The organism is Nocardia sp. NPDC059154 (assembly GCF_042755705.1).
In the GTDB taxonomy this organism is placed as follows: Bacteria; Actinomycetota; Actinomycetes; order Mycobacteriales; family Mycobacteriaceae; genus Nocardia.
This window is the reverse complement of sequence record NZ_JBHZCS010000003.1, coordinates 82,455-105,441: the sequence shown is the minus strand read 5'-3', so window position 1 is coordinate 105,441 and position 22,987 is coordinate 82,455. Positions and strand designations below refer to the sequence as shown.

At 69.3% G+C, this 22,987-nt stretch carries 21 protein-coding genes and 1 tRNA gene; 8 read left to right on the top strand and 14 right to left on the bottom strand.

What is annotated here, in order from left to right; all coding sequences use genetic code 11:
• The first annotated feature begins 120 nt into the window (after positions 1 to 120).
• The gene (locus ACFXN1_RS04030; protein ID WP_379444352.1) at positions 121 to 1,377 is read left to right on the top strand and encodes an NADH:flavin oxidoreductase/NADH oxidase family protein; all 1,257 of its coding nucleotides are present in this window, start codon (positions 121 to 123) and stop codon (positions 1,375 to 1,377) included.
• 17 nt (positions 1,378 to 1,394) lie between these two features.
• On the opposite strand, the gene ACFXN1_RS04025 is transcribed toward ACFXN1_RS04030, so the two are convergent.
• Positions 1,395 to 2,366, bottom strand: coding sequence for a serine/threonine dehydratase (locus ACFXN1_RS04025; protein ID WP_379444351.1), 972 nt, complete (start codon positions 2,364 to 2,366; stop codon positions 1,395 to 1,397).
• 70 nt (positions 2,367 to 2,436) lie between these two features.
• Between ACFXN1_RS04025 and ACFXN1_RS04020 the strand changes: the two genes are divergently transcribed.
• Entirely contained in the window at positions 2,437 to 2,649 is a 213-nt protein-coding gene (locus tag ACFXN1_RS04020) for a hypothetical protein (RefSeq protein ID WP_379444349.1), read from the top strand.
• A gap of 80 nt (positions 2,650 to 2,729) precedes the next feature.
• Complete coding sequence (hemQ, locus tag ACFXN1_RS04015; RefSeq protein ID WP_364618971.1) at positions 2,730 to 3,425, top strand: hydrogen peroxide-dependent heme synthase; 696 nt, start codon at positions 2,730 to 2,732, stop codon at positions 3,423 to 3,425.
• A 135-nt stretch (positions 3,426 to 3,560) separates the two neighbouring features.
• On the opposite strand, the gene msrB is transcribed toward hemQ, so the two are convergent.
• The 4 genes from msrB to ACFXN1_RS03995 form a co-directional block, all read right to left on the bottom strand.
• Entirely contained in the window at positions 3,561 to 4,019 is a 459-nt protein-coding gene (gene msrB, locus ACFXN1_RS04010) for a peptide-methionine (R)-S-oxide reductase MsrB (RefSeq protein ID WP_379395584.1), read from the bottom strand.
• A 9-nt stretch (positions 4,020 to 4,028) separates the two neighbouring features.
• Entirely contained in the window at positions 4,029 to 5,315 is a 1,287-nt protein-coding gene (locus ACFXN1_RS04005) for a glycosyltransferase family 87 protein (protein ID WP_379444348.1), read from the bottom strand.
• 178 nt (positions 5,316 to 5,493) lie between these two features.
• On the bottom strand, positions 5,494 to 7,056 hold the full coding sequence (locus ACFXN1_RS04000) for an alpha/beta fold hydrolase (protein ID WP_379444347.1): 1,563 nt from the start codon (positions 7,054 to 7,056) through the stop codon (positions 5,494 to 5,496).
• A 32-nt stretch (positions 7,057 to 7,088) separates the two neighbouring features.
• Entirely contained in the window at positions 7,089 to 7,862 is a 774-nt protein-coding gene (locus tag ACFXN1_RS03995; protein ID WP_379444345.1) for a pyrimidine reductase family protein, read from the bottom strand.
• 35 nt (positions 7,863 to 7,897) lie between these two features.
• On the opposite strand from ACFXN1_RS03995, the gene zapE reads away from it, so the two are divergent.
• From zapE to ACFXN1_RS03980, 3 genes are all read left to right on the top strand, one after another.
• Positions 7,898 to 8,920 carry a cell division protein ZapE gene (gene zapE, locus ACFXN1_RS03990; RefSeq protein WP_379395576.1) on the top strand — a complete coding sequence of 341 codons (1,023 nt, stop codon included), beginning with the start codon at positions 7,898 to 7,900 and terminating at the stop codon, positions 8,918 to 8,920.
• A 153-nt stretch (positions 8,921 to 9,073) separates the two neighbouring features.
• On the top strand, positions 9,074 to 9,880 hold the full coding sequence (locus ACFXN1_RS03985; RefSeq protein WP_379444344.1) for a tyrosine-protein phosphatase: 807 nt from the start codon (positions 9,074 to 9,076) through the stop codon (positions 9,878 to 9,880).
• Between the two features lie 287 nt (positions 9,881 to 10,167).
• Entirely contained in the window at positions 10,168 to 11,370 is a 1,203-nt protein-coding gene (locus tag ACFXN1_RS03980) for an ATP-binding cassette domain-containing protein (protein WP_379444361.1), read from the top strand.
• Here the strand turns inward: ACFXN1_RS03980 and ACFXN1_RS03975 are convergent.
• Positions 11,346 to 11,882: a GNAT family N-acetyltransferase gene (locus ACFXN1_RS03975; RefSeq protein ID WP_379444343.1), complete on the bottom strand. Its 537-nt coding sequence runs from the start codon at positions 11,880 to 11,882 to the stop codon at positions 11,346 to 11,348. The two genes, ACFXN1_RS03980 and ACFXN1_RS03975, sit on opposite strands and share 25 nt — an antisense overlap.
• Before the next feature lie 8 nt (positions 11,883 to 11,890).
• Positions 11,891 to 13,123: an MFS transporter gene (locus ACFXN1_RS03970; RefSeq protein WP_379444341.1), complete on the bottom strand. Its 1,233-nt coding sequence runs from the start codon at positions 13,121 to 13,123 to the stop codon at positions 11,891 to 11,893.
• A 227-nt stretch (positions 13,124 to 13,350) separates the two neighbouring features.
• Here ACFXN1_RS03970 and ACFXN1_RS03965 point away from each other — a divergent pair, with 227 nt between their 5' ends.
• Together ACFXN1_RS03965 and rox are read left to right on the top strand one after the other, a co-directional pair.
• Complete coding sequence (locus ACFXN1_RS03965) at positions 13,351 to 14,382, top strand: hypothetical protein (RefSeq protein ID WP_379444340.1); 1,032 nt, start codon at positions 13,351 to 13,353, stop codon at positions 14,380 to 14,382.
• Between the two features lie 134 nt (positions 14,383 to 14,516).
• Positions 14,517 to 15,944 (top strand): rifampin monooxygenase, encoded by a 1,428-nt coding sequence (rox, locus tag ACFXN1_RS03960; protein ID WP_379444338.1) that lies wholly within the window; start codon positions 14,517 to 14,519, stop codon positions 15,942 to 15,944.
• A 355-nt stretch (positions 15,945 to 16,299) separates the two neighbouring features.
• Here the strand turns inward: rox and ACFXN1_RS03955 are convergent, their stop codons facing one another.
• The 7 genes from ACFXN1_RS03955 to ACFXN1_RS03925 form a co-directional block, all read right to left on the bottom strand.
• Positions 16,300 to 17,484, bottom strand: coding sequence for a hypothetical protein (locus tag ACFXN1_RS03955; protein WP_379444337.1), 1,185 nt, complete (start codon positions 17,482 to 17,484; stop codon positions 16,300 to 16,302).
• Between the two features lie 99 nt (positions 17,485 to 17,583).
• Complete coding sequence (locus ACFXN1_RS03950; protein ID WP_354837076.1) at positions 17,584 to 17,883, bottom strand: hypothetical protein; 300 nt, start codon at positions 17,881 to 17,883, stop codon at positions 17,584 to 17,586.
• A gap of 116 nt (positions 17,884 to 17,999) precedes the next feature.
• Positions 18,000 to 18,072: transfer RNA gene (locus ACFXN1_RS03945), tRNA-Gly, on the bottom strand.
• A 150-nt stretch (positions 18,073 to 18,222) separates the two neighbouring features.
• Positions 18,223 to 19,419, bottom strand: a complete 1,197-nt coding sequence (locus ACFXN1_RS03940; RefSeq protein ID WP_379444336.1) for a hypothetical protein — start codon at positions 19,417 to 19,419, stop codon at positions 18,223 to 18,225.
• On the bottom strand, positions 19,416 to 21,050 hold the full coding sequence (locus ACFXN1_RS03935) for a cutinase family protein (protein WP_379463485.1): 1,635 nt from the start codon (positions 21,048 to 21,050) through the stop codon (positions 19,416 to 19,418). Before ACFXN1_RS03935 ends, ACFXN1_RS03940 begins: the two co-directional genes overlap by 4 nt.
• 65 nt (positions 21,051 to 21,115) lie before the next feature.
• On the bottom strand, positions 21,116 to 22,012 hold the full coding sequence (locus ACFXN1_RS03930) for a hypothetical protein (RefSeq protein ID WP_379463484.1): 897 nt from the start codon (positions 22,010 to 22,012) through the stop codon (positions 21,116 to 21,118).
• Positions 22,009 to 22,986 carry a MinD/ParA family protein gene (locus tag ACFXN1_RS03925; protein WP_379445605.1) on the bottom strand — a complete coding sequence of 326 codons (978 nt, stop codon included), beginning with the start codon at positions 22,984 to 22,986 and terminating at the stop codon, positions 22,009 to 22,011. Before ACFXN1_RS03925 ends, ACFXN1_RS03930 begins: the two co-directional genes overlap by 4 nt.
• Between the last annotated feature and the right edge of the window lies 1 nt (position 22,987).

Sequence of the window (22,987 nt, the reverse complement as noted above, 5' to 3'; positions counted from 1 at the left end):
TCGTGATCGAGGTCGGCACGTCTTCGATCCAACAAGTGTTGACACTGCCTACATCCTTCCCCTATGTTAGCGCTGCGCACATTATGTAAGCACAGTCAACATTTGGAGGTGGATTGCCCGATGACGAGTGACTTGTTCTCGCCGCTGGTACTGCGATCGGGCGCGGTCCTGGCCAATCGGATCGTGAAAGCGGCCATGGAGGAGGGGATGGCCGGCTACGGGCAACTACCCGACGACCGTCTCGTGTCCCTCTACCGCCGGTGGGGAGCAGGCGGCTCGGGCGCCCTGATCACCGGCAATGTCATGGTGCACGCCGAGGCGCTCACCGGACCCGGCGGCATCGTGCTCGATGACGCCGCGCCGCTGGAACCGTTCGCGGAATGGGCGCGGGCGGGCAAGGCGGCGGGGGCGGCCATGTGGATGCAGATCAGTCACCCGGGCCGCCAGGTTGCGGCCAACCAGCCCGGCGTGGTGTGGGGTCCGTCGGATATCCCGGTCGATCTGGGCCGGCTCAGCAGCCGGTTCGGCCGTCCGGTCGCGATGACGAAGGCTCAGATCGAGGACACCATCGCCCGGTTCGCCACCACCGCGCGCCGCGCCGAACAGGCCGGGTTCGACGGGGTGGAAATCCATGCCGCACACGGCTATCTGCTGTCGCAGTTCCTGTCTCCGCTGGTCAACAACCGCACCGACGAGTGGGGTGGCTCCCTGGAGAACCGGGCGCGGCTCCTGCTCGAGGTGGTGCGCGCGGTCCGCGCGGTCGTGTCGCCCCGGTTCGTGGTCGCGGTGAAACTGAACTCCGCCGACTTCCAGCGCGGGGGCTTCGACGCCGACGACGCCCGCCGGGTGATCGCCCTGCTCACGCCCCTCGGCGTCGACCTGGTCGAAGTGTCGGGCGGCAGTTACGAAAGCCCCGCCATGACCGGCCGCCCCGCCGACAGCCGGACGCAGGCTCGCGAAGCCTATTTCCTGGACCTGGCGACGGAACTGGTTGCCACCAGCCCGATTCCGCTCATGCTCACCGGCGGCATCACCCGCCTCCAGACCGCCCAGGACGTCCTGGCGAGCGGCGTCGCGGTGATCGGCATGGGCACCGCCCTGTCCATCGCCCCGGACCTCCCCGCCCGCTGGCGCGACGATCTCGGGGCCGTCGCCACCCCGAAGCCCATCACCTGGTCGAACAAGGCCCTCGCGTCCGCCGCGGGTATGGCGGTGGTTCGGCATCACATGCGCCGCATGGCTCGCGGCCGAAACCCCCGTCCCGCAACCGGTCCCGTTCAGGCCCTGCTGTCCGACCAGATCGTGCAGGGGCGCGCCCTCCGCCGCTACCGTTCCTGGCTCCAGTCCCGTCCGGCCCCTGTCAACACCGGGCGCTGACCCTCGTCACCGCGGTATCAGCGGGGTACCAGGTCGATCGGATCGGTGTTCGCGCCGCAGACGACGACCGCCACCCGTTCACCGGGGGCGGGGACGTAGGCGCCCGACAGCAGGGCGGCCAGGGCAGTGGAACCGCCGTGCTCGACGGCGACACGGCGGCAGTCCCACAGGGTTTGGCGGGCGGCGATGATCTGCTTGTCACTGACCAGGACCGAGCGGACATCGCCCGCGTTCGCGGCGGACAGGGCCATGGCCGTGACGCGACGTGCGCCGAGGGAATCGGCTGCGACGGAGTCGATTTCGACGTCCACCGGTTCCCCGGCCTCGACCGCGGCATTGAAGGCGCGGCAGCGTTCGGGTTCGACCGCCACCACCCGCACGCCGTGATGATTGGCCGACACCGTGATTCCGGTCAGTAGCCCACCGCCGCCGACCGCGACCACCACGGTGTCGAGTTCCGGTACCTGCGCGACGATTTCGTCGAGCAGTGTCCCCGCACCCGCCGCGATATCGGGGTCGTCGTAAGCGTGTGAGCGCAGCGCCCCGCTGACCGCGGCGAAGCGCTCGCATTCGGCGGCCGCGTCGGCGTAGGCGTCGCCGCCGCACAGCACCTGCGCCCCAAGTGCCCGCAGCCGCGCCACTTTCACCGCGGGTGCGGAGTCGGGCAGGAACACGGTGGCGGCGGAGTCGACCAGCCGGGCGGCCCACGCGCATGCCACCCCGGCGTTCCCGCCGGACGCGATGGTGATCCCCACCTTGGGCAGCCGCCCCTGTTCCCGCTGTGCCAGTACGAAATTCGCCGCCCCGCGCGCCTTGAAGCTGCCGGTGTGCTGCATGTGCTCGAGCGCGAACCAGACCTCGCCGGCCACCGGGACGGTGTCGGCGTCCGCGCGGGCGAGGACCACCGGGCGGGTGTGGCCGGCGATTCGATCGGCAGCCGCTGTCACGTCCCCATATGTCGGATGCACTGGCGCTTCTTTCGTTTCCATCGCTGATTCTCTTCCCGCCGAGCGGCCGCGCGGCACGGCTCACGGAACACCCCCGAGCCGATGGACCCCCTTGTTCCACTGTAACTGTGCGGGCCTGGTCGGCCATCAGGACCGCAAACCGGGCCGGCTGCGCGCCCGGTCCAGCCTGGCCGCCCTCGACCCGGACGAATACCCGGTGCTGGCAACCCATCTGGATGCCATCAGCGAACTGTTCACCAGCGACGCCGTTTTCCACGACGGCCTGCGCCGCCTCATCGCCTCCTGGGCCGCCGGCGCGAGCTGAATCACCCAGCGCGAGCTGAATCACGCAGTCCACCGTGCCCCATTTCGAGCGGGTTCGGGCGCAGTGGCACGATGGAGGCCATGGCGCGACTCGACTACAAGGCCCTCAACGACACCATCCGCTACCTCATGTTCTCGGTGTTCCAGGTGGAGCCCGGCGTGCTCGGTGAGGATCGCCAGGCGGCGATCAAGGAGGCGCGGGCCTTCTTCGACTCGCTCGAGGAGCGCGGCGTGGTGGTGCGCGGTATCTACGATGTCGCCGGCCTGCGCGCCGACGCCGACTTCATGATCTGGTGGCACGCGGAGAAGATCGAGGATCTGCAGGCCGCCTACGCCGACTTCCGCCGCGTCACCGAGCTGGGCCAGATCTCCAACCCGGTCTGGAGCAACGCGGCCCTGCACCGCCCGGCCGAGTTCAACAAGTCCCACATCCCGGCCTTCCTCGCGGGCGAGGCGCCGGGCAACTACATCTGCGTCTACCCGTTCGTGCGCTCCTACGACTGGTACCTGCTGCCCGACGAGGAGCGCCGCAAGATGCTGGCCGACCACGGCAAGGAGGCCCGCGACTACCCGGACGTGCGCGCCAACACCGTGGCCTCGTTCGCCCTGGGCGACTACGAGTGGATTCTCGCCTTCGAGGCCCCCGAGCTGCACCGCATCGTGGATCTGATGCGCGATCTGCGCGCCACCGAGGCCCGTCGCCATGTGCGCGAGGAGGTTCCGTTCTTCACCGGTCCGCGCGTCGAGGTCGAGCAGCTCATCGCCGCACTCCCGTAGCGACCCGCACCGAGATCGGGCCCGGCCGCCCACCGCGGCCGGGCCCGATGTCGTTAGCGGGAAGGTCGCCGATGTGTTGCCCGCATAATTCGGGGCATGCGCGAAATCGCGCATGCCCCATAGTGTTTCTGCGACTCACTCAGCTGCGCTGTCCGAGGGGTGCAATCGGAGCGAGATCGAGTTGATGCAGTAGCGCTTGTCCGTGGGCGTGGGATATCCCTCGCCCTCGAACACGTGCCCCAGATGACTGTGGCAGTTCGCGCACAGCACCTCGACGCGCCGCATCCCCAGCGAGTTGTCCTCCACCAGCAGCACGGCCTCCGACTTCGCCGGATCGAAGAACGACGGCCACCCGCAGTGCGAGTGGAACTTCTCGTCGCTGCGGAACAATTCGGCCCCGCACGCCCGGCAGGAGTAGACGCCCTCGGTCTCGGTGTCGGTGTATTCGCCCGTGAAGGCCCGCTCGGTGCCCGCTTCGCGCAGTACCCGGTATTCGTCCGGGGTCAGCTTGGTCCGCCATTCCTGCGGGGTCAACTGGATGCGCGGGACGGGCAGCCCCTCGGTCCCTGTGGAGCTGTCAGCATCGGAACTCATGGCTCCACGCTAATACGAGGCGGTCGCCTTCGTCCGGGGCGCGACGGTGACCTCGGGTTCGTCGGCGACCCATTCCGGGTGCATCCACGCGGGATCCAGGGACTTGCCGACCTCGAGGCGGCCTTGGCGGCGGGCGGCGAGATAGCGGTCGCCCAGCACACAGAACACCACGATCAGCAGCAGCCCCCACCCGAAGGTCGTGCGCAGATACTCCAGATCGCGGCCGATGCTCTGCCAGCGGTCCGAGAGCCACTTGTCGTAGGACATGAATCCGAAGATGGCCACCCATGCGGGCCAGTTGCGCAGCAGCGAGTTGCGCAACACCACGGTCATCAGCATGGGGAACAGGAACATCGAGTAGTACATCTGGCCCAGCGGGCCCAGCAGCATGGCCGCGGTGATCAGGATGCCGGAGGTGTTGCAGATGTAGAACACCTCGTCCTCGCGGTAGTACCGGTACAGCAGCCACAGCGAGATCAACACCAGGACACCGACGGTGATACGCATGGTCCAGGTCAGCCACTCGGCGACACCGTAGTACCCGGCATTGCCGACGATGGCGCTGTTGAAGTAGTCCCGGGCCTCCGACAGGTACGGCAGCGTATGGGTCCAGAACTGCTTGTAGTCCACGATCAGCGGCCAGGCCAGCAGGTTCAGCGCCACCGGGATGCCCAGGGCGGTGATGAACACCTTCCACTGTCCGCGGACCAGCGGAATCAGCAGCAGCGGCGCCAGCAATGGACCCTTCACCGCGATGGTCAGCCCCAGTGCCACACCGGCCCACAGGTCCCTGCGCTTCAGGAGCAGGTGCATGAACACCAGCATGGCCATGAACAGGCAGCCGTTGATATTGGTGAAGGCCAGTGTGTTCGTCACCGTCTCGGAGACGAACATGGCCAGCAGCAGCGCGGGCGCGGCGACGGAGTTCAGCGTGTAGTTGAACAGCTTCAGCAGCAGGTACCAGGCCAGCAGCAGAGCCATCGCATTGACCAGGATGAAGGCCCACCGCGACTTTTCCGGATCGATGATGGCCAGCGGCGAGATGAGCAGCGTGCCGCTGGGGGGATACAGATAGGCCGGATCGGTCGAGCTGAAGTTCGCGTTGTACACGGGCCGGTGGTTGAGGAACGCGAGGGACGCGTTGTACACCGGTGTGAAGTCATTGGTGATGTGGTAGTTGACAGCGTTGATGAACACCCGGTGCAACACGGTGAGGATCGCGAGCGGCCACAATGCGAAGTTCAGTACCTCGGCGGTGGTGCGAGCGGTGCGGGGCTCGAGCTGTCGAAGGAACACTCGGGCACGGTACACCGAATCCCCGCGTCACACATGCGCCGACCCGCCTAATGCGTTGTGCGCGACACACCACAGCCGCCGGTCGGATGAAACCCCGGCCCGCCCCGAATGCTCAAGCCGGTCAAGCACACTCCGCGCTCCGTCGAGTAGTGACCGGCGTCACTTCACAGGTGTGTACTCAGGCCGGGCAGGCGGTGCCGTCGGCGGGCAGCGTGGCGTCCTTCAGGTAGTCGGCGAGGGACTGCTGGGCGCAGCCGGAGTGGGCGAAGGTCGGGTGCCCCCAGCCCTGCCAGACGACGGTGGCGGTGCGCGCACCCGCTGCGCCGAGTGCGCCGGTGACGGTGGGCCGGCCGTCCTGGCCGGTGACAGGGTCGGCGCTGCCGCCGAGGACCAGGACCGGCAGGTTCAGCTTGTCGGGCAGGGTCATGGGGGTGGCGGCGGGCCAGGCCGAGCAGGCCATCAGGTCGATGGCCGCGACCTTGCCGAACACCGGATACTGTGTGCCCCAGGTGGTTTCGAGCTCCTTGGCCTTGTCGGGGGTGGAGGGCTCGTGGTTGTCGCTGCAGCGGTTGACGAATTGACCGTCGGTGGCGATCCCCGCGGCGGCGCGCAGCAGGAACGGCGTGATCGGGACGTGGTCGCCCTTGCCGAGGGCACTGAGGGCGTCGGCGAATTCGGTGATCTGCGCGTTGCCGGTCGCCCGGGAGTCGCCGAGGAAGCCGCTCAGGGTGGTCACCAGCACCGAGGCCGACAGGTCGCCGAGCTGTCCGGCCCCGGCCCGGTTCACCAGATCGACGACGGCGGCCCGCGGGTCGCCCCCCAGCGAGCAGTTCAGCGACGCGCACCGCTGCCCGAATGCGGTGAGCGCGGCCTCCTGTCCCTTGACCCGCTGCTCGGCGCGCCCGTTGGCGTCCGTGCCGACTCCCTGCGGCGAGTCCAGCACCAGCCGGCCCAGGTGCTGTCCGTACTTCCGCGCGTAGTTCAACGCCACGTTCGTGCCGGTGCCGGTGCCCAGCAGCGCGAGGTGGTCCACCTGCAGCTGTTTGCGCAGCTGCTCGAGGTCGTCGGCGGCGTGCGGTGCGTCGAAGGTGGCCTGGGCCGGGGCCAGGAAGTCCAGGCAGGCGACGGTGGCGTCGCGCCCGGCGGTGCTCATGGTGTCCACGGCATCGGTTGCGCCCCGGGTGAATTGGGTCTGATCGGCGATGGCCTTGCGTTGCGGGTCGGTCATGCAGGTCACCGGCTGGGAGCTGCCGATGCCGCGCCGGTCGACCGCGATGATCGGCCGCGCGGCCAGCAGCGCGCTGGCGGGCCCGGCCGCGAGCCCGGCCAGGGTGGCCGTCGAGGACCGGTCGGAACCGGAGGTCAGGATGAGCGGCGCGGCGTCCTTGGGCGTCCGGTCGTAGCGGGCCCGCATGGCCGCATTGCGGAAGTTGCCCGCCACATTTCCGGCCACATCCACCTGCGAGGTGTATTCGGCGCATTCGAGCACCAGCCCCAGCGGCGGCGCGCCCAGCGACAGCAGGTTCAATGTCGGTGCGGTGCAGTCCTTCCAGGCCAGGTCGGCCTTGGGCACCTCGGGTGCGGGCGGGGTGGCGTCGGCGGGCGCGGTGGAGGTGGCGACTCCGGCCTGATGCGGCTGTTCCACGGCGACGGCGGGCCGGTCGGACGGCCCGGCCCCACAGGCGGTGGTCACCAATATCGACAGTGTCGACGCCAGCAGAGCGGCCCGAGTCCAGCGCATGCGCTACAGCCTGCCAGGTCCGGCACGCGGTTTCAGCCTCGGGTGTGCGCGCGTTCCCATCGGGTCAGGATCGTGCCGTCGGTGTCGAGCAGCAGGTGGCAGGGGTTCATCGGGGTTTGCAGGGCCTTGGGGGACACCGCGATTCGGCCCGCGGTCCCGCCCACCAGCTGCGGGGATACGGTCAGGCACAGCTCGTCCACGGCCCCGGCGGTGAGGAATTGGCCGAACAGTGAGGGCCCGCCCTCGCACAGCACCCGCCGCAGTCCGAGACGCTCTAGTGCGGTGCGGACGGCGGTCACGGTGGACTCGTTCGCGTCGGATTCGATCACCTCGGCCCCTGCGTCGAGGAGCCGCTTCTTGCGGTCGCCGGGCGCGGTGGTGGTGGTGAGGATGATCGGCCGCGCCCCGGTGTCGGTGAACAGCTTGCTCGCCGGATCCAGCGCCGCGGACCCGGTGACGACCGCGATGCGCGGCGGCGTCCCGTCCGGATCGCCGCCGAGCCCGTCCCGGTGCAGCCGCTTGCGCAGTTCCGGATCGGTGTGTGCCGCACCGTAGTTCTCCGCGCGCACCGTCCCGGCCCCGACCAGCACCACGTCGGCCAGATCCCGCAGCAGCCCGAAGACCCGCTTGTCGGCGGGCGTGCCCAGCGCGCCGGAGCGCCCGTCCACGCTGACCGCGCCGTCGATGCTGGTGACGAAGTTGACACGGACGTACGGTGCGGATGGCTCGACCGGATACGCGTACAACTCGACCAGGTCGTCGCGGGTGAGATCTGTGAGCTGAATCGCATTCGGCATACGCTGCATAAGGACCCATCCCACCACGCATCTACGCTGACGCCGTGCAACAACGCCTCGTCGATCGCCACCCGGAGGTTCCGGCAGACCAGCTCGTGGCCCAGATGGTTCCCCCGCCCACCTTCGACGAGGTGAGCTTCGGTTCCTACATCCCGGATCCGAAGGAACCGTCCCAGGCCGCGGCCGTGCTGAAGGCCGAGCTGTTCGCGGATCAGGTGACCAAGCTCCGCAAGGCCGCGGACAAGAAGGGCCTGTTCGGTAAGAAGAAGCCGGTGCACGGCATCGGCCTGTACCTGGACGGCGGCTTCGGTGTGGGCAAGACCCACCTGCTGGCCTCGATCTTCCACAGCGTGCCGGAGCCCAAGTCCTTCGGCACCTTCGGTGAGGTCACCAATCTGGTTGGCGCGCTGGGCTTCAACAATGCCGTCGAGCGGCTCGCGGCCAACAGCGTGCTGTGCATCGACGAGTTCGAGCTCGACGATCCGGGCGACACCATGCTGGTCTCGCGCCTGCTCACCGAGCTGACCGACCGCGGCGTCTCCGTGGTCGCCACCTCCAATACCCTGCCGGGCCAGCTGGGTGAGGGCCGCTTCGCCGCCCAGGACTTCCTGCGCGAGATCAAGAAGCTGGGCGCGCTGTTCGAGGCCGTCCGCGTCGACGGCCCCGACTACCGGCACCGCGATCTGCCGCCCGCCCCGGAGCCCACCGCTCCCGAGCTGCTGGCCGAGAAGGCCGCCGCCACACCGGGTTCCACGCTCGACGACTTCGACGCGCTGGTGAAGCACCTGAGCACGCTGCACCCGTCCCGCTACGGCGCCCTGATCCACGACGTCTCGGCCGTGTACATCTCGGATGTGCACCCGGTGACCGATCAGGCGGTCGCGCTGCGCATCGTGGTGCTCGCCGACCGTCTGTACGACGCGGGCATCCCGGTGACCATCTCGGGCGCGAAGCTGGATCAGATCTTCACCCAGGAGATGCTCGACGGCGGCTACCGCAAGAAGTACCTGCGCGCGATCTCGCGTCTGCTGGCGCTGTCGCGGTTCGAAGCCCCGGTTCACGCGTAACGAGGCACCGGCTCACGCGTGACCACCAATCTTGGCTCACGTGTAACCGGCAGGTAGGACCCGGTTTCTCTCATAGTTTCCTTAGGTAATAAATTCCGAGGGTCAGTGAAAGCCGGGCCGGATTCGGTTTTCGGCCCCGGAAGGAGATCTGCCTTGCGTAACCGTGCTGTCCAAGCTGCCGCGGTGGTCACCATCGCACTGTCCGCGAGCCTCGGGTCGGTGGCGACCGCCTTCGCCACCGACCCGCCCGCCGCCACCGGCAGCGTGCTCGTCAACACCGACAACCGTGCCCTCGGCCTGAACGGCGTGCTGAACGCCCGGGACGCCGGCGGCTACCGGACCGTCGACGGCCACACCGTGCGCACCGGTCTGGTCTTCCGCACCGGCGATCTGAGCAAGGCCACCGACGCCGACCTGGCCAAGCTGGCGTCGTCGAACGTGGCGTCCATCCACGATCTGCGCACCAGCTACGAGCAGCTGTTCATGGGCGTGGACAAGGTCCCCGCCGGCGCCGCCGAGCATCACGACGACATCATCGGCCAGGCTCCGCCGCAGGTGATGGTCTCGACCCTGTCCGCGGGCACCGACCTGTATCGCGCCTTCATCACCGCTCCGGGCGCGAACGAGGGCTTCGCGAACGTGTTGCGCGACATCGCCTACAACCCGGGCGGCGTCCTGTTCCACTGCACCGCGGGCAAGGACCGCACCGGCTGGACCTCGGCGGTGCTGCTGACCATCCTGGGCGTGGACAAGGACACGGTCTACTACGACTACCTGCTGTCCAACTACTACCGTGGCGCCAAGGACGGCGACATGATGAACGGCGTGACCGCCTCGGCGCTGGATTCGGCCTTCGACCAGGTGAACAAGAGCTACGGCAGCTTCGACACCTATGTGCGCGACGGTCTGAAGCTCTCGGACGCGGACGTGGCCGCGCTGAAGGCGAAACTGCTGGCCTGACAAGGTCTTTCACGATGTGATGGCGAACGCCGGGTGGTTCTTACCGCCCGGCGTTCTCCTTTGTGATCCACGACAAAGTGGTTGACGGCCCCGCGTCGCACCGTTAACGTTCCAGGCCTCATGGGTATCGGTTTCCTGTTCTTGTGATCGCTTCGCCGCGTTGAGCTTTGCTCCGCGTCGATCCCCTCCCACGCCTATCCGCCTGTCGGCGTTCGATTTTCGCGTGGGTTCCACCCATCCGGCTCGTGCCGAGCGGAGAACAGGAGATCCCTGTGCCTACCTCCCAACTGCCTGCCGTCTCCCAGCTGACCCTGTCCGGCGTCACCAAACGCTATGCCGACCGCATCGTGCTGGACGCGGTGAACCTGTCCATAAGGCCCGGTGAGAAGGCCGGCGTCGTCGGCGACAACGGTGCCGGCAAGTCGACCCTGCTGCGGCTCATCGCGGGTCGCGAAGTCCCCGACAACGGCGAGGTCGTCGTGCAGGCCCCGGGCGGCATCGGCTACCTGGCCCAGAGTCTGGAGCTGCCGCCCACCGCCACCGTCGGCGCGGCAATCGACCTGGCTCTCAGCGATATTCGCGATCTGGAGGCCCGGATGCGCACCGCCGAGGCCGAATTGGCCGCGCCCGGGCCGCTCGGCCGCCGCCTCGAGGCGTACACCGCTTTGGCGGCCCGGTTCGAGGCGCGCGGCGGGTACCATGCCGACGCCCGGGTGGACGCGGCCCTGCACGGGCTCGGGCTGACCGGCCTGGACCGGAATCGCCTGCTGGGCACGCTGTCCGGCGGTCAGCGCCGCCGCCTGGCGCTGGCGGCCACCCTGGCCTCCGCGCCGGAGTTGCTGCTGCTCGACGAGCCCACCAACGACCTCGACGACAATGCCGTCGAATGGCTCGAGGGGCAGTTGCGTGACCACCCCGGCACCGTGGTCGCCGTGACCCACGATCGCGTCTTCCTCGAACGGATCACCAGCACCGTGCTCGAGGTGGACGCGGGCGCGGTCGCCCGCCACGGCAACGGCTACCGCGGCTACCTCACCGCCAAGGCCGCCCAGCGGCACCGGCAGCAGCTCGAATACCAGCGCTGGCGCACCGAACTGGCCCGCAACGAGCGACTGGCCGAGTCGAATGTCGTCCGCCTGGAGGCGATTCCGCGCAAGCTCCCGCTCGCGGTCTTCGCCGCCGGTCCCTTCCGAACCCGCAGCCGCGGCCACGGCGCCCAGTCCCGCATCCGCAACGCCAAGGAGCGGGTCTCCCGCCTGACCGCGGATCCGATTGCGCCCCCACCGGATCCGCTCCGCTTCACCGCCGAGATATCCACACTGCTGCTCGACGAGCCGACCAACCACCTGTCCCCGGCCCTGGTGGAGGATCTGGAGCAGGCCCTGGACGGCTACCCCGGCGCGGTGGTGCTGGTGACCCACGATCGCCGGACGCGGCAGCGCTTCGCGGGTCGCCGCCTGGAGCTTCAGAATTCGTGCAGCATGACGTAGTCGTGGTGCAGCTGGTTGCCGACGGTGAAGGTCTTGGTGCCGGCGACGGTGAAGCCGTGTTTGCCGTAGAAGCGCTGGGCGCGCGCGTTCTGCTGGTTCACGCCCAGCCACACGGCTTTGCTGCTGTCGGCCCGGGAGTGCTCGAGCGCGCGCCGCATCAGCGCCGCCGAGACGCCGCTGCCGTGCTGGCCGGGCAGCACGTACATCTTGCTGAGCTCGGTCACCGGGCGCAGCGTGATGACCTCCGCCACGGCGGGATCGGCCGGTTCCATGGCATTGAGCAGTGCGTAGCCGACGATCTCGCCGCCGAGCACCGCCTTCAGAACCACACGGCCGGGATCGGCGAGGTACTCACGGAACCGGTCCGCGGACAGCACCTCCGCGATGAAGGCGGCCATGTCCTCGGGTGTGGATCCGGGCGGGCAGGCCAGCGGAAAGGTCGCGGCGGCGACGACGGCGAGTTCGCCGGCGTCGTCCGCGGTCGCCGGTGTGATGGCTACGGAATCGCTCACCGTTCCAGTCAAGCAGGCTCCGCGGCGGGCTCGGCGGCCGCGGGGGTGGCGTCGGTGCGGCGGTGGAAGACCCGGGCGCAGCCGATCAGCACCACCGCGAAGGCGAGCGGAATCGCGAATCCGGCACGCAGATTGGCGGCGTCGGCGACCGCGCCCACCACCGCGCCGCCGACCAGGGTGCCCGCGTAGTTGAACAGATTGAGCCGCGCGATGAGCGCATCCAGCTCGCGTCCGCTGGTGAGCTGCCCGGCCTCGCTGAAGCACAGCGGCGCGATCACCGGCAATCCGATTCCGGCGACCAGGAATCCGAGGATCGCGGCCACCGGTCCCGGGGCGGTGACCACGATCACCAGGCCGACCGACCCGACCGCCGCGGCCACCCGCACCACCATGCGTGGTCCGAACCGGCGTACCCACAGGTCGCCGGTGAGGCGGCCGAGCAGCGACGCGCCCTGGTAGGCGGCCAGCGCCAGCGCGGCGGTCGCGGAGGAGGACAGCAGTTCGTCCTTCAGGTACAGCGCCGACCAATTGCCCACCGCGAGGTCGATGGCGAAGGCGAGGGCGATCACCGCGCCGAAGATCCAGAAGATGCGCATCGGCACCGAGCCGGCCGGTTCGTGTTCGGCCGGACCGGCTTCGGCCTCGTCGGTGCCCAGCAGTCGCGGTCCCGCCGAAAGGCAGCCGATGGCCACCACCGCCGCGGCCACCAGGATCGACGCCTGCAACGGCACCTTCAGCGCCTCGAACGCCGAGACGAACAGCGCGCCGGTGATCGATCCCGCACTCCAGGCCGCGTAGAACGAGACCAGAATGAATCGGCCATAGCCATGTTGTATGAATACCGCCTGCATATTGGTCCCGGCGTCCACGATGCCGACGGCCACGCCGTACACGCCCAGGGCCACGAAAGCCGCAATGATGTTCGGCGACAGCGCGATCGCCACACCGGAGACCGCGATCAGCGCCAGCCCGATCCGCAGCGCGGTGCGGCTCGACCAGTGCAGCGCGATCCGCTCGGCGGTGATGCTGCCGGCGCCCGCGAGCAGGGAGATGAGCGCGACGATCGCCACGATCAGTCCGTCGGAGAGGGTGAATTTGTCCTTCAGCTGCGGGAGCTCGGTGAGAATCACGGCCAGGAAGAACCCCTGCAGCGCGAATGCCACCGAGTTCGCGGAGCGCGCCGCCCGCAGTGTCGGATGGAGAGCGCTGAGCTGCGGCTTCGGGGACTGACTCGGGGGCATTTCGAAAGAGTAGCGGCGGCGGGCCGGGCCGGCATCCCGGGCACGGGTTACGGTCCGCGGCGCGCTTGATCACACGCGGCTCGCGGTTGGGTAACGAATCTGGTCGCTTTCGTGTCTTCGGACGCATGCCCTGCGGCACTCTGGAAGTGACGGCTCGGGCTGGTGGTTTCCGATACGACGGAAGCGGTCCTTGCGGTGAGTGTGGTGGCTGGGGTGATCTTGTGAGCATGAGGCGAGTGGAAGTTCCGCCGGAGCGGTCGGTGGCCCTTGCCGACCCGGATCCGCGCACGAATCCGGCGACGGCCGTGGGGGATTCGGCGGTGGACAAGCCTGTGCTCGGAACGGTGGAGAAGTCTGTGCGGGGCGACGCGGACACGGCTGTCCGCAGTGCCGACGGGCGTGGCCATGCGGCGGGGGAGCGGTGCCGGGAACCCGGCTGCGCGGACTGCCGCTGGGATGTGCGGCGGCTCAAATTCTGGCTGCGCGGTCGGCTGCTGGCGGCCGGCGCCGAGGATGTCCAGCTGGATGTCGCTGTCGGTGCGCAGCTCTCGGATGTGCTGTGGCGCAAGGGTGATCGCAGCGGTGTCATCCAAGTTTCCAGCGCGCCACCCGAGTTGGCGCGCGCCCGCGTGGTCACCGCCCAGCTCCGGGCCGGCGGTGGTGGCGAAGTGCTGTGGATCTGCCCGCCGGGTTTCTGGACCGCGCAGCTGCCCGCGCTCGGCCTCGACGACTTCGCCGCCGAGGGCTGTGAGTACCGGGTGGTCGGCGGCCTGCTGTCCTCCGGCCCGGGCGGTGTGGTGTCGGCTCGCCAATCTGCCTGTGAACTCCGTGAATTCGTAACGGGCTGGGTGGCCGGGGAGATAGCTTTCGGCTGCCGCGACGAGCACACGGGAGGATGGGCGACGGTGACCGACTGGGAACGCCACACTCGGACACAGGCGGCCGTCATCGCACGGCAGCGCCAGGAACTCATGAATCAGCGCACGGCTCTGGCGCTGGCCCGCAAGGCCGCCCGCGACAAGACCAAGCAGCTGCTGCGCATGACCCACCGCCTGGAGCGCGCGGAGATCGCCGCCCAGCAGCAGGCCGACGATCTGGCCCAGACCCGCCGCAAGATCGCCGACCACAATCGGGTCGACGCCACGTTGCGGCTCACGGTGGCGAGTCAGAAGTCCGCAATCATGCACTGGCAGCTGATCACCTGGTTCGCGGTGATGGTGATCATCACCTTCATCGCCGCGGGCCTGATCCTGAAGTAGCCGCGAATCGCGACCTGAATCCCCTCCCCTTTCAACGTATATCGCAGTGGGGGGCTTGCGGCAAGGCCCGGGGGGTGCCGCAAAATCGTCGGCCGACAGGCGATTACCTGCGGAAATCAGGAGGATGGCGATTCATGGCCGATGTGATCATTGCGGGTGCCGGGCCGACGGGACTGATGCTGGCCGCGGAGTTGCGGTTGCACGGGGTGGAGGTGCTCGTGCTGGATCGGGACCCGGAGCCGACCAAGGTGGTGCGGGCGATGGGGATGCACGCACGCAGTGTCGAGGTGCTGGATCAGCGCGGTGTGGCGGATCGGTTCCTGGCGCTGGGCAAGCAGCACGATCCGAGCGCGTTCTTCGCCGGCATCGTGCCGGCGCGGCCGGTGCGTTTGGACACCACGTTTCCGTTCGTGCTGGGTCTGCTGCAGCCGATCACGGATCGCCTGCTGGCCGAGCGCGCGGTCGAGCTGGGCGCGGAGATCCGGCGCGGGTGTGCGGTGGCCGGGCTGAGCCAGGACGCGGACGGGGTGACGGTCGAGCTGGCCGACGGTTCGCGGCTGCGCTCGCGCTACCTGGTCGGCTGTGACGGCGGCCGGTCCACGGTGCGGAAATTGCTCGGCATCGGGTTCCCGGGCGAGCCCGCCCGGCTCGAGACGCTGATGGGCGAGGTGGAGCTGACCACACCGCAGGAGGAGGTGATGGCGCTGGTCACCGAACTGCACAAGACGCATCGGCGCTTCGGTGCGATGCCGCTGGGCAATGGCGTGTACCGGCTGGGCGCGCCGGCCGACGGCGTGGCCGAGGACAGTGATGTTCCGCCCACCCTCGACGAGCTCAAGCGTCAGGTGCGGGCCGTGGCCGGCACCGATTTCGGTGCCCACTCACCCCGCTGGCTCTCCCGCTTCGGCGACGCCACCCGTCTCGCCGACGCGTACCGGTCGGGCCGCGTCTTCCTGGCGGGCGACGCGGCGCACATCCACCCGCCCAATGGCGGTCAGGGCCTCAACCTCGGCGTCCAGGACGCGTTCAACCTGGGCTGGAAGCTCGCCGCGGCCGTGAACGGCTGGGCCCCGGCCGATCTCCTCGACACCTACGAATCCGAACGCCGCCCGGTGGCCGCCGACGTCCTCGACACCGCCCGCGCCATGAGCGAACTCACCTCTCTCGAACCCGGCCCCCAGGCCCTGCGCCGCCTGCTCACCCAACTGATGGAGTTCGAAGAGGTCCACCGGTTCCTGATCGAGCGCGTCACCGCCCTCGGCGTCCGCTACGACTTCGGCCCGGGCGACGACCTCCGCGGTCGCCGCCAGCGCGACGTAGCCCTGAAGCGTGGCCGCCTCTACGAGCTCATGCACCAGGGCCGCGGCCTACTCCTCGACCAGACCGGCCGGCTGTCGGTCCAGGGCTGGTTCGACCGCGTCGACCACGTAGTCGACGTCAGCGAGGAACTCACCACCCCGGCCCTCCTGCTCCGCCCGGACGGCCACATCGCCTGGTCCGGCTCCGACCAGGAGGACCTCCTCGAAGTCCTGCCCCGCTGGTTCGGCACCGCCACAAGCTGATTCGGCGCCATCATGAGTTGATGCTGCACCGCCGAGTGCTGGTTCAGCACCGCGCCGAGCTGATTCGGCACCGCCGCGAGTTGATTCGGCCCGCGGTGTGCCGATATGGCAACCATGACGGTCTGATTCGGCAGCGCCCGACAGTCCGATCGGGCACTGCGAGAGGCTGATCGGGCACTCTTACCGCGGATTGGTCACCAGCGCACGTTGATTCGGCGTGTATAACGCGTTTGCCGTTTCGCAATGTCGGCATCGCAGGCCATGCGTGTCCCACAGGGTTTTCAAGATGCGGGAGCTCGCAGAGCGGGGAATCGGGCGAAATTCCTCCGTGAGTGCTCCCTGATCTTGGAAGGGGTCAGCGGGTGAGGCGGAAGGGGGCGCGGTGCCAGTGCCAGTCGTGGCGCAGGACGAGGGCGGCGAGGTCGAGGAGGTCGATGCCGGTCTCGGTGCGGTAGGCATCGAGGGCGGGCCAGGTCATCGGCCCCGAAGAAAGGCGGCTCGTCAGGGTGGACTCGTGGTGGGGGTTCACGCTGCGCGACAGCAGTTCCGGGATGCCGTCGCGGCTGCCGGTCCAGGTGAGCCAGCCCCAGCCGCGGGAGAAGGCGTGGGCACGAGAGGCTGCTGCGCGGGCGCGCTGGGGGTGCAGGGCGGTATGGGCGAGGGGGAGGACGTCGATGAGGACGGTGCGGCCATCGGTGAATCGTGCTGCGGCGGTGGGGTAGTGGACGCGGTCGGCGCCGTCGAGTTCGTAGATGACGGCGGCGGGCAGCTCGCGGAAGGATTCCACGCGCGGGCTGGCGTCCAGCAGGCGGAGCAGGCGAGCCTGCAGGGCGGTGTCGAAAGTGACTTCGCGGCCGAGCTTTTCGGAGTACATGCGCCCGCGGCCGTCATCGTCGTAGTCCAGACGTCCGGCCGGCAGGACCGGGAGTTCCTCGGGACTGCCGTCGCCCCATTCGACGCGCCGCAGCCACGTATTCCACATGTCGTCGGGTGTGTCATCGGATTGCGCCGCGGGCAGCAGATGCCAGCGCCCCTTCTGCTGCCACCCTGCGATGCGCTGAAAGACGAAGCCCGCCAGTCGTTTCGAGTCCTGCAGATCGTGGCCGGCGAGCCGCAGCTTCAGATACGCCCAGTCCTGGGCCGCGATATCGCCGTCGGTGGCATAGGTTTCCGCGAGCAGTGTCCGCACCAGTCGCTCGTCACCCCACCCCACGGGATACCGTTCCGCGAACACCGCCAGATCGTGCTGCCCGGTGGCCAGTGTCTGCCGCAGCATGGTGCCCACGGCCCGCGTGTACAGCTGCCGCGCCCGATCGCGCGACACCTCGAATCGCGCGCCCAGCAGCATGAGCGTCTCCGGACCCTCCCCGTCCAGTCCGAGCCGGCAGGTGATCAGCTCGGCATCGCGTGGCCGATCGGCCACCACGTCGCCGGCCATGGCGGCCAGCACCTCATTGACGTGCTCCAGCCCGAAGTCGACTCCCTCGGCCGGGTCGTCGCGCGGTGTGGTGCGCGCGGTGCGTGCATCGCTCGTCGTCAAGGCCCCTACCCGTCTTCGCCAGTCGGTTCGACGAGCCTAACGGTGCCCACCGACACACGGCGCACCACGCGCTGAACGGCCGGAATTGCCGTGGAACGGTCAGGATCCGATGACGGCATTCATGATGGTGCCCGCGCTGGTGGCGATGATTCCGCCGATCATCGCTCCGGCCACCATCTTCGGGGAGGCGAGCCCGCCGCCCGACCACTTCTCCCAGGCGAAGCGGCCACCGGCGTAGGTGATGCCCAGGACACCCGACAGCAACACGAACCAGGTGAAGTACCGGACGAGCTTCATGAGCTTGTCCGCCACCGGCGGTGTCTCCGGTGTCGGATTGCCGAGCTGGGCGAGCACGGCGTGTTGGGAAAGCACAGTGTCGTGGAAGGCGCTGAGCAACATGGTCACTCTGACAAGGTTACCGCGAAATCGGGCCGATATGGCTGCGAATGTGCTCGGGATCTACTGCGTAAGAACAACTTTCGCGGCTCAGGCGCTGCGTCTCGTTGTCTGTGTTGAGCGGATGACGGGATTCGAACCCGCGACCCTCACCTTGGCAAGGTGATGCGCTACCAGCTGCGCTACATCCGCATCGCTTCCATCCGGCCCGTTTGGGCCCGTCCGGCTGCGAGAGAGAACATTAGCCCACCGGCCCCGCATTTCCAAAACGCCTGGCAAACCCTGAGTTGCCCCGGCGTGCCGCCGTGGCGGGGTGGCGGTGTTCCGGTTGTGGCGCGGCGGCTATTTGGGGGTGTCCTCGTTCATGGGCACGATGGCGGAGATGAGGGTCGCGTCTCCGATCTTGGTGGTGATGACCAGCTGCGGGGACCAGGTGCGTTTGGTGGCGTCGGGGTGCTGTTCGGTGACGACCATGATGTGCTGGCCGTCGAAGGGGCCGGGCATGATCTGCACGCAGTAGGTGGTGCCCACCGGGATGCTGTCGATGCCGGCCTGGATCTGGTCGACGGTCGGCGTGGGTGCGTCGGGCGCGAACATCTCACGGACCGCTTTGCCGGAGCGGTCGACGTAGTAGCGGTTCTGCAGCGCGAGAATGGCGTCCGGGCCGGACTTGGTGCTGCCGGGCCCATTACCGCGGACATTGCCGCCCTTCACCTCATTGGGGCAGAGGGTGGCGGGCAGACCCGACGCCGGTTGGTCGGTGGGTGAGGCTGCGGCGGGCGTGGATGCGGCGGGTGCGGCCTGAGGCGTGGCGACATGGGGTTTCGCGGGTGCGTCGCCACCGGTGACCTTGGCGATCTGGACCGCGATCGCGGCCGTCACCGCGAGGACGGCGAGCAGGCCGAGCAGGGGGACGGCCCACTGGCCGCCGTTCAGCGTGGGGAGTGCGAATCTCGGTCGCTGCCTGGTCGGCCGCGCGGCCCGCTTCAAGGGGCGGCGGGCGGTCGGGTAGCCCGGCGGGGGACCGTCGGTGCCCGCGGCATGCCGGGCGGGGTCGTAGGCCGTGAGCGCTCGTGGCGGATCGCCCGCGCGGGCGCGGCCCAGCCGGGCATGGGCCGCGCTCGCCTGCCGGGGGCCCGGCGGGTCGTCGATCGACCGAGCGTGGGACGAGCCGGAGGCCGGTCGGGTGCTCGGCCCGCTGTTTTCCGAAGCGGCGGCGGCCCAGCCGATCGACTGCTGAGGATTCGATTCCGCGGACCGCGGCTCGTAGTACTCGTCCTCGTCGAAATCGTCGTACTCGTCGTCGAATTCGTCGGCTTCGTACTCGTCACGGCCGGCCGCGTAGCTCCCGTGGCGCGCCGGGCTGACCCTGCGGTCGCCGGACTGCTCCGGGTACTCGCCGTATCCGGTGCGTCCCGGCCCGGCCGCCGCGCCGGTGATCCAGTCCGACCAGCTGCCCGTGTACGCCTGCGCGCCCTCGTGCAGCGGGGTGGGCGGCTCCGATTCCGTTGTCCGCGACTCCGATTCGGTGGTGCTCATGGCGTCGCCCGCGGGCTGAGGTCGGGGATCAGTGGCGCCCCGCTGGTGGTGGGTGTGGTCGGGGCGGGGGAGAAGCTCAGTACCGGGACGCCGCTGCTGGGCGTGCCGGTGTCGGTGCCGCCGCCGAGCGGGAACTGCCCGTTGGGCGCGACGCTGGTGGGCGTCGTCGATGTGCCCACGAAATCCATTCCCAGCGTTGGTTTGTCGCTGCCACCGCTCGGGATGGCGCCCGGGGTGGCGGCCCCGGACAGGTCGTGGGCGACGGCCGCGAACCATTGGCCGACCCAGTCGGTCGGGCTCTCGCCGAATCCCGCGCCCTGGGCGTGGGTGTAGTCGTGTTTCTGAGCGGTGTCCCAGTACCGCACCCAGGTGGTGATGTCGAGCAGATCCTTGTTGTCGGTGACGTTCTGGGTGACGGCCGTGAATGCTTGGGTGGTGAGCCGGCTGATGGTGGTCGGCGGCACCAGGTTGGTGACCGCGCCGACCAGTTTGGCCCCGAACACCGCGAGCCCGGCGAGGGGGTTGGCCAGTCCGGCGGTGGCGATCTCGGTGATATTGGCCGGGGTCAGGATGTCCTTCACCACGGCCACAATGGAATTGATGGCGATGGTGCCGACCTTGAGCAGCGCCTGGAACGCGCCCGGGACGTCGACCTGGTTGTTCGGGTTGGAGGCGTCGGCGATGCGCTGCGAGATCGACTTCTGCGGCTGGTACGACAGGTCCGTCAGCGAGTTGCCGGACACGTCGTTGTTCACCACCGAGGTGGCGGTCTTGATCGAGGTGTAGGCCAGCGCCTCCGCGATGGATTTCAGTGACCCGATCGGGTCACCGGCCGAAATCTCCACCTGCCCAGCAATATTGGCGACGGTCCGCACCAGCGGCGCGCCCACCGGAGTATCGCAGGCCAGATCGCCCTCGGTGCAGAATTCGGCGACCCGCCCGACCAGGGTCCCGAAGTTCTCCAGGGTGGCGCTGTCGGGGGCGATGCCCGCCCCCGATGCGGTCTTGGTGGCGGGCGGATCCCCCAGTGCCGCCACTGATTTGCCGTCGGTGCCGGGTGCGGCGGTGGGCAGCTTCTGATCCGGCTTGCCCGGGAACAGCGGCGCGTTGGCATTGCGGTTGGGATCGCCGAAGAGCGCGACGGCCGCGATCCGGTCGGCCGGGACGGTGCCCTGGCCCGCGCCGACCTCCTGCGCGAACTGCGAGGCCACATGCGCGCCCTGCGAATAGCCGGCGATGGCGAGTTTCGTGCTGGGGCAGCGGTCGGTGACCTGTTTGGCCATGGACCGCAGCCGGTCCAGGCCGCCGGTGACGGACTGGCTGTAGGTGGTGGTGGACACCGACACCGCGCCGCCGAAGGACGCCTCGTAGGGCACGTAGGCGCGGTCCACCAGACCGGCGTCGCTGGCGGCGGCCATCATGGGCCGGAAGACTTCCGACAGCATGCCGGTGTCGGTGGTGACGGCGGCGTCGGGGGAGGATTCGCCGGTGCCCTGGACGCCGAGCGCGAACAGTGCCGGGCATTTGTCGATGGGGACCGTGGTGTCCGGCGGCCCGCCCCGGGCTTCCGCCGTATTCAGCACAGCAGGCCCGACGGCGGCCGTCGCCACGATGCAGACGGCCGCGGTCAAGAGTGCCGAACTCCGAAACCCCACGCTGGGCAGCAGTTTTCGATGCACGTCGCACCTCGTTCAGGTTATGGACTGGCTGATTCCGCGCCGTGCTGCGCGCGTTCGGTGATCCGCGCCCCGGCAATGCGCGCCGCGGTGAGGATCTGCTCGGCCAGAAGCCGAACCGGTTGCGGGGGAGTGCGAGTGGGATCCCCGTCGTCCACCGGTGAGCCACCGGCGGCGGGATCCCATTCCGCCATTTCGTAGGGTTCGAGGGCGCGCCACTGTTCGAGCCAGCCCAGCCGCCAGGTGCGGGCGCCGAGCGCGACGGCCAGGCCCTCCATCTCCTCGCGCCGCTGCGCGACCGGAATCGGCAGCGGCCGAGCCGAATCCGACACGGTCACCACGCCGACCACCTGGCTGCCGGCGGGCGTGGCCCGGGCCTGATGTGCCAGCAGCGCCCGATGCAGGGCATTCACCCCGCGCAGATGACTGCGCCCGACGAGCACCACCAGCGGCGAATCCAGATCTCCCGCCAGCCCGATCCGCGCGGGCCACCGCTGCCCCGCGTCGCCTGCCCAGCTGAGACTGGCCGCGAGACTGCTGACCCCCGCGCCGCCGTGCACGCCCACCAGCCACACCAGTGGCGGCCGCGGCGGTCGATTCGGCACCGCGCGATGCCACATCGGCACGGGAGGAGCCGTGGGCGCGGGCTGACTCGGTGGAGGCGCATCGGAATATGCTGTGCCGCTGCGCCATTCGCCGCCGCCCAGTGGTTGCCATGCGGTGCTCGGCATGGACGGCCGACCAGGGGCCGTCTCGTCGGCATCGAAGGGACTGTGGGCGGTGTGCGGTACTTGATCTGTGTTGTCGGTGGCGCACGGTGCCGGGATGGGGGCGTCGTGCGATGCCGGGGTGTGAGCGGCGTGCGGTGTCGGGTCTGGTGGTGGCGCGGCGCGGCGCGGGTCGTCGAGCGTGGTCATCGCAGCGCTCCCAGAAGGGTGAGGTAGGCGTCGCGGGTGGGTGCGGTGAGATGGTGCCAGGTGATGGGGCCGCCGGTGGCGAGGTGGAGGTCGAAGGGGATCGGGACCACGGCGCGGACCCAGGAGCCGAGGTGGGTGCGCACATGGTCGAGAACCGCTGCGGCCGAGCCGGGTACCTGTTCGGTGAGGACGATGACCGCGTCGCCGACGACGAATTCGCTGAAGTTCTCGTCCAGCCAGGTGAGGGCGGGCTGAAGGCGGTTGATGGCGTCGGGTCGCGCGGCCACGGTGATCACCAGCCCGACCCGGGGGTCCGCCAGCAGCGGGGCCGCCAACCGGCTGGTGACCGGTGCGCCCGCATCGAAAACCCCCAGCAGTCCGGCATTTTCGAGATGACGCGCGACGGACACCAGGGATTCCCTGCGCGGCAACGGATCCGGCGTCCGGCCCAGCACCCGTACCCCGGTCGACGTCTGCCCCGAGCACGCCCCCACACTCGATGCCAGCCCCGGATACGGTGTGCCGAGCCACTTCTGCAAGCTCCCCACCGGAGCCGCCGCATCACACCCGCGCAGCGCCACGTCCCCGCCCCCGAGCGTGGCGTCCACCACCACCGGCCACACCTCGCCGTCACTGTCCACGGCCGCCGCCGCGGCCAGCCCCAGCGCCGTCGTACTGGCCCCCGACGCCCCCGACCCACCCAGCACCAGCACCGGCGGCACGGCGGCCCGCACCAGCCGCCCCTGCCCACCCCGCAATGGCACGCCATCGGTGGGCGAACCGGCGGGCCCGGGCTGCATCAGCTCACTGAGCCCCGAATCCCCCTCGCCCCCAGCCGCACTCGCCCGCACGGCCTCTGCCAGCCGCGCCTCCACCTCCGGACTCGTGTTCGGGTGTTCGAGACCGGGCCGGGGTGTGGGGGTTGCGGGGGGACCGGAAGGAGTGGAGCGGAGCCGGTCGTCGATGTCGACCATG